The 14,790-nt window shown below is 52.1% G+C and carries 10 protein-coding genes; 3 read left to right on the forward strand and 7 right to left on the reverse strand.

The window, feature by feature from the left end:
- Positions 1-227: 227 nt before the first annotated feature.
- From dnaN to PY990_RS11625, 3 genes are all read left to right on the forward strand, one after another.
- On the forward strand, positions 228-1,334 hold the full coding sequence (dnaN, locus tag PY990_RS11615) for a DNA polymerase III subunit beta (protein WP_105027770.1): 1,107 nt from the start codon (positions 228-230) through the stop codon (positions 1,332-1,334).
- A gap of 32 nt (positions 1,335-1,366) precedes the next feature.
- Complete coding sequence (gene gyrB, locus PY990_RS11620) at positions 1,367-3,892, forward strand: DNA topoisomerase (ATP-hydrolyzing) subunit B (protein WP_275271737.1); 2,526 nt, start codon at positions 1,367-1,369, stop codon at positions 3,890-3,892.
- Positions 3,893-3,985: 93 nt separating this feature from the next.
- On the forward strand, positions 3,986-5,488 hold the full coding sequence (locus PY990_RS11625; RefSeq protein ID WP_275271738.1) for an MFS transporter: 1,503 nt from the start codon (positions 3,986-3,988) through the stop codon (positions 5,486-5,488).
- Between the two features lie 9 nt (positions 5,489-5,497).
- Here PY990_RS11625 and PY990_RS11630 read toward each other — a convergent pair whose 3' ends face one another.
- From PY990_RS11630 to PY990_RS11660, 7 genes are all read right to left on the reverse strand, one after another.
- On the reverse strand, positions 5,498-5,965 hold the full coding sequence (locus PY990_RS11630) for a PaaI family thioesterase (RefSeq protein WP_275271739.1): 468 nt from the start codon (positions 5,963-5,965) through the stop codon (positions 5,498-5,500).
- On the reverse strand, positions 5,965-6,381 hold the full coding sequence (locus PY990_RS11635) for a PaaI family thioesterase (RefSeq protein WP_275271740.1): 417 nt from the start codon (positions 6,379-6,381) through the stop codon (positions 5,965-5,967). Before PY990_RS11635 ends, PY990_RS11630 begins: the two co-directional genes overlap by 1 nt.
- Positions 6,378-6,815 (reverse strand): MarR family winged helix-turn-helix transcriptional regulator, encoded by a 438-nt coding sequence (locus PY990_RS11640; RefSeq protein WP_275271741.1) that lies wholly within the window; start codon positions 6,813-6,815, stop codon positions 6,378-6,380. Before PY990_RS11640 ends, PY990_RS11635 begins: the two co-directional genes overlap by 4 nt.
- A gap of 86 nt (positions 6,816-6,901) precedes the next feature.
- Positions 6,902-8,062, reverse strand: a complete 1,161-nt coding sequence (gene cfa / locus PY990_RS11645; protein ID WP_275271742.1) for a cyclopropane fatty acyl phospholipid synthase — start codon at positions 8,060-8,062, stop codon at positions 6,902-6,904.
- 83 nt (positions 8,063-8,145) lie between these two features.
- Positions 8,146-10,014, reverse strand: coding sequence for a hypothetical protein (locus PY990_RS11650; RefSeq protein WP_275271743.1), 1,869 nt, complete (start codon positions 10,012-10,014; stop codon positions 8,146-8,148).
- A gap of 154 nt (positions 10,015-10,168) precedes the next feature.
- Positions 10,169-12,907, reverse strand: coding sequence for a formate dehydrogenase subunit alpha (gene fdhF / locus PY990_RS11655; protein ID WP_275271744.1), 2,739 nt, complete (start codon positions 12,905-12,907; stop codon positions 10,169-10,171).
- On the reverse strand, positions 12,904-14,625 hold the full coding sequence (locus tag PY990_RS11660) for an NADH-ubiquinone oxidoreductase-F iron-sulfur binding region domain-containing protein (RefSeq protein ID WP_275271745.1): 1,722 nt from the start codon (positions 14,623-14,625) through the stop codon (positions 12,904-12,906). Before PY990_RS11660 ends, fdhF begins: the two co-directional genes overlap by 4 nt.
- Positions 14,626-14,790 lie beyond the last annotated feature (165 nt).

Here is a 14,790-nt window from a genome sequence, read left to right on the forward strand (position 1 = left end):
TTAGAATTGTGGATAACTGTGTAATAAGCGTGCAGAACAACACGAGTTATCCACAGAAAAAAAAGAACCTGGAAAATTCGAAAAAAGTTATCCACAGTATGCAGATCGAGTCCCGGAAGTTCTACACCCATTTTGAAAGAACCTAAGAAGCTCAATTCAAAGGAAAAAATAGAGTTGTCCACAGAATTGAATCAACTCTATTAACTAATCCTATAAGGAAATATTAAATGGAATTAATTCATAGCTCACGCGATGCATTGGTTCGAAAACTGCAAATCGTCAGCAACATCGTGGAACGTCGAAACACCTTGCCGGTGTTGGCCAACATTCTGTTGAAAAAACAGGGCGGCCTGCTGACACTGCTGTCTTCAGACATTGAAATGCAGATACAAACCAGTGCAGAAGTGGGTGCGGGTGGTGAAGACACTGCAACCACCGTGGCTGCGAGGAAATTCCTGGATATTTTGAGATCACTGCCAGAAGATTCGGATGTAATGGTGAAACTGGACGGCAAAAAGATGTCTGTGCAGGCCAAGAAAAGCCGTTTTGCCTTGCAAACCCTGCCTGCCGAAGATTTCCCGCTGGTGCAGGAACCCAAAGAATGGGTGACACAAATCAGTTTGCCGCAAAAGATGCTCAAGAACCTGTTGGGCATGGTTCACTTTTCCATGGCTCAACAAGACCTGCGTTATTACCTGAACGGTGTTTTGTTGGTGATTGAAAGTGCTTGTGTTCGCGCTGTGGCCACCGATGGACACCGCCTGGCTTATGCCGATGCACCTGGTCAAGGTGGCACTGCCAAGCATGAGGTGATTATTCCGCGTAAAACCGTGCTTGAGCTGTCACGTTTATTAAATGACACCGATGACACTGTAACGATTGATTTGGCGAGTAACCAGGCCAAATTCACTTTCTCGGATATCACCCTGATCACCAAGTTGGTGGAAGGCAAGTTCCCCGATTATCAACGCGTGATTCCCAAAACCCATCAGCACCACGTGGTTATTTCTCGCGACGCCTTGTTGCACTCGCTTCAACGGGCCTCGATTTTGACCAGTGACAAATTCCGCGGTATTCGCTGGGTGCTGGGTGCCAATGGTTTGACTATTGTGGCCAACAACTCGGATCAGGAAGAAGCCCGGGATGAAATGGAAGTCGAGTACCAAGGTCCTGAGATTGACGTGGGTTTTAACGTAAACTACCTGTTGGATGTGTTGAACAACCTCAAGTCGGAAACCGTGCAGTTTACGTTACAAGACGGAAACAGCAGTGCACTGGTGACCACCCCAGGCAAAGACGATTTCAAGTATGTCGTCATGCCCATGCGTATTTAAAACGACAATAAAACGAAAACAACAACACTCTTATGACTTCAGAAACACAGAACGGCGGTGATTTGCCCGTACAAAGCAACAACGCAGATTACGGCGAAGGTTCAATCCAGATTCTTGAAGGCCTGGAAGCGGTCCGAAAGCGACCCGGCATGTACATCGGTGACACTTCCGATGGCACCGGTTTGCATCACCTTGTGTTCGAAGTCGTTGACAACTCGATTGACGAGGCCTTGGCGGGTCACTGCGATGACATCGTGGTGACGATTCATGCAGACAATTCAATCAGCGTGACTGACAACGGGCGGGGCATTCCGACCGGTGTAAAAATGGACGACAAGAATGAGCCCAAGCGCTCTGCGTCTGAAATTGCGCTGACTGAATTGCATGCTGGCGGCAAATTCAACCAGAACAGCTACAAGGTTTCCGGTGGTTTGCACGGGGTCGGTGTAAGTTGTGTGAACGCCTTGTCGAGCTGGTTGCGTCTGATTGTTAACCGTGAAGGCAAAGTGCATCAGCTGGAGTTTGCCCGTGGTTTTGTTCAGAACAGAATCATTGAGCAGGTAGACGGTGTGGATGTGTCGCCCATGAGAATTGTGGGTACCACTGACAAGCGTGGTACTGAAGTTCACTTTCTGCCCGACACTGAAATTTTTCAGCACAACAACGATTTTCACTATGAAATTCTGGCCAAGCGCCTGCGTGAACTTAGCTTTCTGAACAACGGCGTGCGCATTCGCCTAAAAGACGAGCGCACTGGCAAAGAAGACGATTTCGCCGGCAGTGGCGGCGTGATGGGTTTTGTTGAATTCATCAATGCCAACAAGAAAATTTTGCATCCGAATACGTTTTATGCGGCAGGTGAACGTCCTGCAGAAACTTACGGTGGTATTCCCGGTACCAGCATTGGCGTTGAAGTGTCGATGCAATGGAACGACGGCTTTAATGAATCGGTGCTGTGTTTCACCAACAACATTCCGCAACGCGATGGTGGTACACACCTGACCGGCTTGCGTGCTGCCATGACCCGAGTAATTGGCAAGTACATTGAAGTCAATGAAATTGCCAAGAAGCAGAAAGTAGAAGTGACTGGCGACGACATGCGCGAAGGCCTGTGCTGCGTGCTGTCTGTGAAAGTGCCTGAACCCAAGTTTTCAAGCCAGACCAAAGACAAGCTGGTGTCCAGCGAGGTGCGTGCACCTGTGGAAGACATTGTGGCCAAGGTACTCAGTGAGTTCTTGGAAGAACGGCCTAACGATGCCAAGCTGATTTGCAGCAAGATTGTTGAAGCAGCGCGTGCTCGCGAAGCTGCGCGTAAAGCCCGCGACATGACGCGTCGCAAAGGTGTGCTGGATGGTGTGGGTTTGCCAGGCAAACTGGCCGATTGCCAGGAACGCGACCCCGCCAAATGTGAAATTTACATTGTCGAGGGGGATTCCGCGGGTGGCTCGGCCAAGCAGGGCCGCGACCGCAAGTTTCAAGCCATTTTGCCGCTGCGCGGCAAGGTATTGAACGTAGAAAAAGCGCGGTTTGACAAGCTGTTGACCTCAGAACAAATCACCACCTTGATTACAGCCCTGGGTACCAGCATTGGCAAGGACGATTTCAACTTGGCCAAGCTGCGTTACCACCGCATCATCATCATGACCGACGCGGACGTGGACGGCGCACACATTCGTACCCTTTTGCTGACTCTGCTTTATCGCCAAATGCCGGAACTGGTTGAACACGGCCATGTGTATATTGCTCAACCGCCGCTATACAAAGTAAAGCACGGTAAAGACGAGCGCTACCTGAAAGATGATCAGGAAGAGGCGCAGTACATGCTGACTATTGCCATGGAAAAAGCAGCCTTGATTCCAAGTGAAGGCAAAGAGCCGATCAAGGGTGAAGCGCTAGAAGAGCTGGCCCGACAATTTGTGACTGTGGAAGCAGTGGTGCGTCGTTTAAGCCGAATGATTGATCCTGATGTATTGAACGCGATTGTGGAAGGTGTTGAACTGGATCTTGATTCGGAAGAAGCATCCAAGGCCAGCGCAGCCCGTTTGCAAGCAGTACTCGACCCCGCAATCATGACTGTGTTTTCACAGTTTGATGAGCAAAGTGACAAACACCGTGTGTTGATTCACCGTCGCCACCATGGCAATGTGCGTGTCACCACAATCGATCCTGACTTTGTTCATGGTGCGGATTACCCCTTGTTGGCTCATGCTGCAAAAACCTTCAAAGGCCTGATTTCTGAAGGCGCTGAAATTCAGCGTGGCGAGGGTGAAAAGCAAAAGGTACAAGCAGTGCAAAGTTTCCGCGAGGCCATGCAATGGTTGCGCGAACAAGCAGAAAAAGCGATTACCAAACAGCGCTACAAAGGTTTAGGTGAAATGAACCCACAACAATTGTGGGAAACCACCATGGACCCAACCGTGCGCCGTTTGCTGCGCGTTCAAATTGAAGACGCGATTGCTGCCGATCAAATTTTCACGACTCTGATGGGCGATGAAGTTGAACCTCGCAGGGCGTTTATCGAAAGCAACGCTTTGAAAGCCGGCAATATTGACGTTTAAGCACAACGCTCTTGATCGCGTAATCACTATCTTCGATTAAGCTCAAACCCCACACACTCTGTTGTGGGGTTTTTTTATTGGGGATGCAAATTCATGGAATCCAGCAAAGCAAGGTGGATAGGCCTGTCTGTTATTGCATTGGCTTGTGTACTTTATTCCATGGACCTGACGGTATTGAATCTCGCAATACCCGCAATTAGCGCAGACTTTCAACCCAGTAGCACACAGCTACTTTGGATTGTTGATATTTATGGATTCATGGTGGCTGGTGCCCTAATCACTATGGGCACACTGGGTGACCGAATAGGTCGCAGGCGTTTGTTGATGATTGGTGCCGCTGCGTTTGGAGTCGCCTCGGTTTTGGCGGCATTCTCAAACAGTGCTGAAATGTTGATCGTAACCCGTGCTTTGCACGGTTTGGCAGGCGCCACAATTGCACCCTCCACGCTTTCGCTGATTCGCAACATGTTCGATGATCCCGCCGAGCGCATGAAAGCGATTGGTATCTGGATTAGCAGTTTTTCAATTGGCGCAGTGATGGGGCCTTTGGTCGGTGGGGTATTGCTGGAATATTTCTGGTGGGGCTCGGTTTTTTTGATCAATGTTCCGGTGATGATTTTGTTGTTGGTACTTGCGCCACGCCTGTTGCCTGAATACAAGGATGAATCTGCAGGTCGCATGGATCTGCCCAGTGCAGCGCTTTCACTCAGTGCGGTACTTCTCCTCATTTATGCATTGAAAAACACTGCCGAACAGGGCGTGAACACGATGGGCGCCTTGAGTTTCGGAGGGGGTTTGGCGCTTGGCGTGTGGTTTGTGCGCAGGCAGGCTAATTTGAGGGACCCGTTGATTGATCTAAACCTGTTCAAGGCACCCGGCTTCAAGGCTGTGCTGGGCACTTACCTGTTGAGTTGCCTGACCATGTTTGGTGTCTATGTTTACATTGCCCAATACCTGCAATTGGTGCTGGGCTTGACACCTTTGGTGGCAGGTGCCTGGACAGTGCCCTGGGCCCTGGCTTTTGTGGTGGGCACCAACATCACGCCTTGGCTGGCCAAACAATTGGGGCACGCCAAATTGGTTGTGTTTGGATTATTGGGTACGGCGATTGGCTTTGCAGGCCTGGCTTTGTTGAGCATTAAAGCGGATATGGGATTGCTGGTGTTGGCCACGGTGATACTTGCTTTGGGTTTGTCCCCAATGTTTACTTTGGGCACAGAATTGATCATCAGCAGTGCCCCACCCGAGAAGGCTGGCGCGGCTTCTGCATTGGCAGAAACCGGCGCTGAATTCGGAGGTGCCGTGGGCATTGCGGTATTCGGCAGCATAGGTGTGGCTATTTACCGTGATCGCATGGAGAGTTTATTAAACCCAGCCTGGCCGAGCGACATTCAGCGTGCGGCCCAGGACACTCTGGGTGGGGCCGTGGCTTCTGCCGTTCAATTGCCCGCGATTGAACAAATCAGTTTGTTACAGGCCGCCAGGCATGCCTTTATGGAAGGCATGCAACTGACTTCAATCGCTGGCGCGGTGCTCATGTTGCTGGCCAGTGTACTGGCGTACAAAAGCCTGAAACACCTGCCTACTGCGCATTAGGCGGACCCTTTAATTTTTCTTCAGGTTCCAGGTAACACGCATGCGGGCCACGCTGTGCCCGCTCGCATCGCTGACCTCCACTTCAACTGGAAAATTGATTTTTCCAGTAGTGCGGAGTGTCTTCTTCAGCGGTGAAATGGCTTGCGCCACCTTGGCCTGGGCATTGATCAGGCCAAGTGCGGGTTTCAGCACCTCAAATTCGACTTGGGCGGCCACTGGTCGAACTCCCAAAATAACCGAGGCAAAGCCGCCCGCCATGGCCGCACCGGAGCATGTCTCGGCCAAGGTAAACAGAGCACCGTCAGCAAGCTTGCCGGTGTCGTCTAGCAGTTCGGGCTTCTGTGCCATTTCACAACGCGCCACGCCATCGCCCATGCTGCTTAAGCGCACGCCACAGGCTTTGGCAAAAGGTACTTTGCCATCCATTTGCATGTTGACCAGGGGTCGCATGATCAGGGTAAGCAGTGTGTCCAGCATTATTGCTCTCCTTGGGTCAAGCGGAACTGAATGTGAAGTTCCGCCAAGGGTTCGTTGGCCTCGTTGTTCAAGGTGCTCACCGTGTGCGCCACTCTGTTGTCGAAATCAATTGTGGGCGCTGTGGTGTGGATCCAAACAGGCCCTTTCGCAGGTCGTTTGTAAGCGATTCTGCTGGTATAAGCCGCGATTTTCCAGCCATGGCTGTGCAGTGCCAATGCTTGTAGCAGTTGCACTTTTGCATCTGCTTGAGCGGCGGTAAACAAGGCGCCAGCATGGAGGGTTCCAATGTGGTTTTCCAGAAAAGAATCAAAACCCAGTTGAACATGTTCTTCTGAGTTTTTGTTCACAGTACTCAGTTTGGCAAACTGGAAAAAAGGACTGCTGGCCAATGTTTGGGCCAGGCGCGTGGTGTTCATTCAGTGTCTCCTTTGGGTTGCGAGAAACGCGTGTGTACGGCATTCAAAAACTTCAGCACGGTATCAATTTCTTCCGTGGTGAAACCTTCGACCAGTTGTTTGTTTAATTTGACCAACAAGGGTTTGGCCGCCTGCATTTTGTCCCTGCCTTTGTTGGTCATTCTCAGGTGAGCCACGCGGGCATCTTCTCTTGAAACCACCCGTTCAATCAGTTTGGCGGTTTTCATGCGTTGCACCAGACCCGTCATGGCAGAGCTGTTCAAACCAAGCACTTCGCCAAGTTCTTGCATGGAAGCCTGTGGAAATTTATCCAGCGCAAACAGCAAACTGACTTGTGCCGCCGGTACACCAATGGCTTGTTCAACACCACTGTCGGCGTGGCGATAAAGTACAGCGCGCGCGCGGTTCAGCATGAAAAAAAGACGACGATCCATGTACATTCCAATTATTACGTATGCGTAATATATTGAAATTAAGCAGGGCCGTCAATTAATACGTGTGTGTAATAAATCAAACGGAGTTAAAACCTGGGTCGTTTACTGCGGTAGACCTGTGAGTTCTCGCGGTGACTGAAAACCAATTGCCACAGCATGCCTTTGCGGGCACGGAAGTAAGCTGCGCAGGTCATCAGGTAATACGTCCACATGCGATGAAAACGTTCATCGTAATTGGCTTGAAGTGTGGGCCAAGCCTTTTCAAAATTGGCATGCCAGGCCATCAGTGTTTTGTCGTAATCCGTGCCAAAGTTGTGCCAGTCTTCCAGCACCAGTTTGCCATCAACATGTTCGGCAATTTCGCTGGGCGATGGAATTTTTCCGTTCGGAAAAATGTATTTGTCGATCCAGGGATCAGTGGCCTCGGTTTTATTAAAGCCGCCAATGGTGTGCAACAAAAAAAGACCATCGGGTTTTAAAAGACGGTGCACCGCTTCAAAATAGGCTGGGTAGTTTTTTAAGCCCACATGTTCAAACATCCCCACGGATACCACTTTGTCGTATTGGCCTTGCAAGTCGCGGTAATCAATCAATTCAATTTCTACAGGCAAACCAGCACAACGCGCCCGGGCATATTGTTGTTGCTGGGCTGACACGGTAATGCCCAGTACTTGCACATCAAAATGAGTTGCTGCGTACCAAGCCAACCCACCCCAGCCACAACCGATGTCCAGCAATTTTTCACCAGGCTGCAACTGCAATTTTTGGCAAATCATGTCGAGTTTGTGCAACTGTGCCTGTTCAAGATTCCGGGCTTGTTCCCAGTAAGCACATGAATAGATCATGAGAGGATCGAGCATGGCTTCAAACAGGTCATTGCCAGTGTCGTAATGGTGTTCCCCCACTTGAAATGCGCGTGTGGGCGCTTGCAGATTAATGACTTTCTCGCGCAAAGCAAGCATCAACCATTGCATTTTGGTCCAGGCTTTGGTGTGTTCGTCGGCATTGTTTCGCATCAGTCGAAACATCATTTCGTCGAGTCGCGCCACGGTCCACCAACCATTCATGTAGGCCTCGCCCAGGCCGATAGAACCATGGCTGAGTACAGCGTTGAACAAGCGTTCGTCGAGTATCTGAATGTCGTAGGGCTCAGTGCCGTTAATGTGTATGCCAGCGCTGTGCAACAGGCCTGCAATAGGCTTGGGTACCTTTTGGGCATCAACCAAATCGTGCGGGTGTGTTTTCATAGAACCTGTGAAGTGGCTATGACGACAAACCGATTATTGCAGACTTGACTAATGCTTGCCAAACAAGCTGTCGGGGCAAGAGTTCAGCGTGCAAACCGGAATGCGGGAACACCTGCCGGGGGTGTTTTGTTGATATTGCCTTCCCAGCCTTCTATACGTGCGGCCACGTGTGCGAGCCCCTGAACCAGCAAGGTAGGGGCGGACAGCAGGAACATCAGGATGCCAATGTTGGTCATGGAAAAATTCACCGGGAAGTTTCCGTCGGTGCTGACAGTCGTGGGGCCGCCTGTGGCGTCGGCGGCAATCGGAATGAAAGTACCGAAGATAAGTGCCAACACGGCGCCCCCGAAAAAGCGCCCCAGGCTGTTGCACATGGAACGTGACGCAGGGCTTGTACCCACAGCGTTGTTCACAAAAAGTGCCATGTTGTTGAATATTCGCGACAGGTTGGCATTCGATGCCAAGACCACGTTCATGTTGAACAAACGCATGCCTTCGGCAATTTTTATACAGGCACGTGTGACGGGGCCGTACTGGTGAATATTTTTGGCCATGTACTCGCCTTTAAAGCAGTTTTTTGCTGCTCTGCTGGGGTCGCTCATTTTCTTGGATTGTGCTTTTTGGTAGCTCTCGCTGGCCCATTTTCGCAAGGTGGGCGCTATTTGGGTGTTGGCCACGCGATCAAGCAATGCCGCTGGGTAGGCAAGTGTTTTGAGGGCAAAATTGTGGATGGCAGGCGCAAGAATTTCTTCGGTTTGTCGACGGGCATCTTGAATGGCTTTGGCATGCGGGTTGTCAACATCCATGTGGTCTACAGTGCTTGCCAGCGCAACATAGTGGCTTTCTTTGGTGGTGACTGCTTTGGCATAGCGGTAGCGTGCCCAAAGGGTGGCTGATTCGCCTGCTGGTTTTTCAACCTGCATGTAATGCCCTAAGGCAGTTTTAAGGGCCTGCATGTTTTCAAGGTCGCTTTTGCCGGGGTCAATTGCGGCCAGTGCAGCATTCAAAATAATGGGAACACCTTGAGCATCCAGACTGTTCGATTTGATTTTTTTCAGAATGTGATGTTTGCCTTGCATTGCTTTGGCCATGATCTGGATCAGCTCGGGTTTGCCTTTGATGGATTTGAGTTGTGACAGTATTTTTTGAAGATTTTCGCTGACGTCTTTTGAAAGGTTTTCTTTCTGTTTCGTGTTGACCTTGTGTTTTTGAACTGCGATTTGGCTGGCCAGGCCAGCGCAAAAGCCCAAGAACCCCAAGGCAGAAGAAGCCACAGGGAACGCGATGAGCAAAGTCAAAATACCCTGACCCAGGAAAGTGGCACTGTTGCTGGACAGGCCCCGTATTGCGCTCAATAATTCGGTAGTGGCCACACCGATGAACCCAAGCATTCCAAACATGAAAAGTTTGTTCTTGGTGCTTTTTTCATCAACACCATGGGCAGCAGTGTTGCGCATCACGTTGTAAGTCATGCCGGTGGGTGCGGCATTCATTTCGCAAAGGCCATGCAAGGCATGGCTTAACTTGGAGAATCGACGGGCCCACAGGTTGCGAGAGGTGGTTCCGTTTTCCTTGTTGTAGTAATTGGGGCTGTAGCGAATATAGTCTTCCCGCATCAAGCGGTTTTGAACACCGCTGGAATTCCACACTGCGTCGTCATACTCGTCTTCTGTCAGTGCGCGGCCCAGCGCGTTTGATTTTTGGGTTGCTTGGTAGTCTTTCCGCAGAATGGCTGCTTCGGAGTATTGTTTGGATTCAAAATGAGCTTTTGCAACTACTTGAATGGCACGCGTGGAGCTCACAAAGTCACAGATTTTTTTCCAGGCAGTGCGCTGTTTATAGACGTCACCATGCACGTGTTTATTGCCTGATTTACGGGCAATATTGTTCTTCATCCCACGGTCAAGCGCGGGCGTGATCATGTTCGGTGAGACAGTAATTTGCAGGGCCACGACAGGTCTCCAGAACGCACAGTTCGAGTGCATTTCATTTTTTCTTTGACCCTAAACATGTCACAAACTGTGAATTTGTCCAAAAGCGGGCAAATAGGTGTCACTCGTTGTGTGTCACTTTATTCATTAAAGTTTGACAAAATCAGGGTTTCCCCTATTTTTTGTGCACCGCAATAGCGCAGTACTTGAACTCGGGAATTTTTCCGTCGGGGTCAAGTGCTGCGTGGGTTAGTTTGTTGATTGCTGCCTCGGCATAACAAAAAGGCACAAACACATGGCCCGGTGGTGTGCCCGTGTCGGCGCGTGCAAACAGTTCTACCTTACCGCGGCGGGATTGAAGCCGAATGGTGTTGCCAGCCTTAATGTTTAAGGCTTTTAAATCTTCGGGATGAAGCAGTGCGGTGGGTTCGGGTTCAATGGCATCCAGAACGCTGGCGCGACGGGTCATGCTGCCAGTGTGCCAGTGTTCCAGTTGTCGTCCGGTGATCAATACAAAGGGGAACTCGGAATCAGGTGTTTCAGCGGCCCCACGGTATCGGGCTGGCACCAGGCGAGCTTTTCCATTGGGTGTCGGGAAGTGCTCGGTAAACACCACGGCCTGGCCAATGTCTCCTTCATGGGCGCAGGGATAAACCAAAGCGTGCTCGCGTTGCAGGCGTTGCCAGGTGATGCCCTCAATGCTGTGCATGGCGCGGCGCATTTCATCAAATACTTCTTCCACACTGTTGTAATCCCAGTCCAGCCCCATGGCTTGAGCAATACTTTGAATAATCCAAAGGTCTTGCCGTGCTTGACCGGGCGGGTCGATGGCTTGTTGCCCAAGTTGAACCAGGCGATCGGTATTGGTGAAAGTGCCGGTTTTTTCAGGAAAGGCGCTGGCGGGTAAAACAACATTGGCAAGGCTTGCCGTTTCGGTCAGGAAGATGTCTTGCACCACCAGAAAATCGAGTGCGGCCAGTGCCTTTCGGGCATGGTTTAAATCGGGGTCGGACATGGCCGGATTTTCACCGAGTATGTACATGCCTTTGACCTCACCAGCGAGAATGGCTTGCATGGTCTCGACCACGGTGAGCCCGGGGGTGTTGGAAAGTGCTGTGTTCCAAAGGGCTTCGAACCGCTTTTGTGCTTCGGGATTGCACACCTGTTGGTAGTCCGGGTACATCATGGGGATCAGCCCGGCGTCTGATGCGCCCTGCACATTGTTTTGACCGCGCAAGGGATGAAGGCCCGTGCCAGGTCGACCAATTTGACCGGTGATCAGTGCCAGTGATATCAGGCAGCGCGCGTTGTCGGTGCCGTGGGTGTGCTGTGAAATACCCATGCCCCACAAAATGATGGATGCACTGGATGTGGCATACAGGCGGGCCACTGCACGCAATTCAACCGGTGAAATGCCACAGATGGATGACATGGCCTCGGGCGTACAACTGGCTACATTCGATTTCAGTTCCTGAAAGCCTTCGGTACGTTGATCAATGAATTCCCGATCAATCAGGTTTTCTTCGATGATGATGTGCAACAAGGCATTGAGCAATGCCACGTCACTGTCGGCCTTGAACTGTAAAAAATGGGTGGCGTGCCGTGCCAGGTCTGAACGCCTGGGGTCAGCCACAATCAGTTTGGCGCCGTTTTTAACCGCGTTTTTAATCCAGGTGGCGCCCACAGGATGATTCACTGTGGGGTTGGCACCAATTACGAAGATCACTTCGGCCTGGTTTACATCCATCACCGGGTTGGACACGGCTCCCGACCCAATACCCTCCAGCAATGCGGCCACTGACGAGGCGTGACACAGGCGGGTGCAGTGGTCAACATTGTTGGTACCAAAACCGGTGCGAACCAGTTTTTGAAACAGATAGGCTTCCTCGTTGCTGCATTTGGCAGAGCCAAAACCAGCCAGTGCATGGCCGCCATGCGTGGATTTAATTTGCTTGAACCGGCCGGCGATCAAGGCCAGTGCTTCGTCCCAAGTGGCTGGGCGAAATGCGCTATTCACTTGATCTGGATCCAACAGATCGACCGGGTTTTTGGTAACTCCTTCGCGGCGAATGAGCGGTTGGGTGAGCCGTTGTTCATGATGAACATAGTCAAAGCCATAGCGTCCCTTGACGCACAGGCGGCCTTCATTGGCGGGCCCCTTGCGACCTTCGACACGCAAAATGGTATTGCCCTTCACGTGGTAAGTAAGCTGACAGCCCACACCGCAATAAGGGCATACGGAATCCACTGTTTTATCTGCGGGCTGGTGTGCCGCAGCTTTGGCTGGGCTCAACGCACCCGTGGGGCAGGCTTGTACGCATTCGCCGCAGGCCACGCAGGTGGATTGGGCCAGCGCATCACCTTGATCAAACACAATTGCGGCATGTTCACCGCGAAAAGCCAGGCCAATGACATCGTTCACCTGCACGTCACGGCAGGCGCGCACGCAGCGGGTGCACTGAATGCAATCGTCCATGTTTACCGCGATGGCTGGGTGGGACAGGTCGGCAGGCACGGCTGCTCGCGCGTCAAACCGGCTGCCTTCAATCTCCATTTGCTGGCACCAGTGGGTCAATTCATTGTCGGTTTTCAGCGCTTTTGGGTTTGCATGGTTGGGCATGTCGGCCAGCAACAGTTCCAGCACCATTTTTTGCGCGGCGATGGCTTTGTTTGAATCAGTCTGCACCACCATGCCCGCTACGACCTTCCTGCAACACGAGGCGGCCAGGGTGCGCTCGCCCTCCACTTCGACCACGCAGGCGCGGCAGTTGCCAGCGGCTTCAAGGCCGGCTTTGTAGCAAAGGTGGGGTACCTGGATGCCTTCGCGTTGGGCGACTTGCAGCAGGGTTTCACCAGGCAGGGCTTCAACAGTTTCGCCGTTGAGCTGTAAGCGGATCATTTGCGAGGCGTTCATGATTTGTTGCCTCTTGGCTCGAATTCCAATTCCTGAGGAAAGTAGCGAATGACACAATCAATCGGATTGGGGGCCGCCTGGCCCAGACCGCAAATGGAGGCATCGCGCATGACGGCAGAGAGCTCCTGCAGCAAAGGCACATTCCACTTGGGTTGATTGATCAAGGCCAGGGCTTTGGCGGTTCCGGTGCGGCAGGGAGTGCATTGCCCGCAGCTTTCATGCACGAAAAACCGCATCAGATTGCGGGCCATGTTCACAGCGCTGTCCGCTTGAGAGAACACCACAACAGCCGCGGAGCCGATAAAGCAGCCGTGGGTCTGCAGGGTGTCGAAATCAAGTGGCACATCGGCCAGTACTGCAGGCAATATTCCGCCAGATGCTCCGCCTGGCAAATAGCCATAAAGGGTGTGGCCGGGCAGCATGCCATCGCAGTACTCGGAAATCAGCTCGTTCAGGGTGATACCTGCCGGGGCCAGGTGAACGCCAGGTTTATTCACGCGCCCTGATACAGAATACGACCGTAGACCACTTCGCCCGTGGCGACCCTGTTCGGAAAACCAGCCTGCCCCTTTTTCCAGGATCGCGGGTACCCAGTACAGGGTTTCAAAGTTGTGAACCAGTGTGGGTTTGTTGAACAAACCCACTTGAGCCACGTAAGGCGGGCGTAGCCGGGGCAGGCCACGTTTTCCTTCAATCGACTCCAGCATGGCCGATTCTTCACCGCAAATGTAGGCGCCTGCGCCACGACGAAGTTCAATGGTGGGCATGTTGGCCATGGGTGGGTTGGCTTTGAGAAGGGCCAGTTCGTTTTGCAGCATGGCCCGGCAGGCGTGGTATTCGTCGCGCAGGTAAATGTAAATGGCGCTGGCTTGAACGGCCCAAGCGGCAATCAGCATACCCTCCAAAAATTGATGTGGGTTGTGTTCAAGGTAGCTGCGGTCTTTGAAGGTACCGGGTTCGCCTTCATCAATGTTCACAGCCATCAAACGGGGTGCGTGTTGCTCGCGCACAATGGCCCACTTTTTGCCGGCTGGAAAACCCGCGCCACCCAGGCCGCGCAGGCCTGAACTTGAGAGTGTGTCGATGACCCATTCAACTGTGCGTTTTCCCGTTACACATTCGTGCAGAAGTTGATAACCCCCTGCGGCTTTGTATTGCGCCACACCAGTGTGGCGCGGTGGCAAGGCCTTGGTGTGCTGACCAAATGCTGCTTCCATAATTTCATGGTGATTGGCCCAGCCCATTTCATGCTGGCCCACAGCAGCAGCCGGGGCTTGCTCGCAACGCCCAATGCAGGGTACCGCTTGAACCCGCACGGTACTGCCGAGCAGTGCAGGCAATTTCTCGATCAGTTCCTCTGCTCCCGCCATGCAACAAGACGGGCCATTGCAAACACGCACAGTGAGATCGTGGTTTGCGGAGTGTTTGGAGTCCACTACATCGAAGTGATGGTAGAAGGTAGCCACTTCGAACACTTCGGTTTGTGACAGTTTCAGGCATTCAGCCAGCGCAGCGAGGTGAGTTTTCGGCAGGCAGCCGAGGTGGTCCTGCAGCAGGTGGAGGTATTCAATCAGCAGGTCGCGGCGCAATGTTTCCCCACCCAGAACGGCAAGAACTTCGGACACGCAGAGTGGGTTTGCTTGGCGACCTTTTGGTTTGCCGCGGTGTTGTTGCGTAAAGTCAACAGCAGTTGCAATCGGTATGATTGCTGGGTTCATCTCATCTCCGCCTTCTGTTGTTCGCCCTATTAGGCCGCTATTGAACTTACACGGTCCTTTCTAGGACCAAGGGGTTGCGGTGAAGTTCATCGTAAACCTGCAGCTCAATTTGCCGTTAGTGGATTCTGTCAACCCAAGTTTGTTGCGCTGCGGTAGCATCCTGTT

This window comes from Limnobacter olei (assembly GCF_029087225.1).
Taxonomy (GTDB): Bacteria; Pseudomonadota; Gammaproteobacteria; order Burkholderiales; family Burkholderiaceae_B; genus Limnobacter; species Limnobacter olei.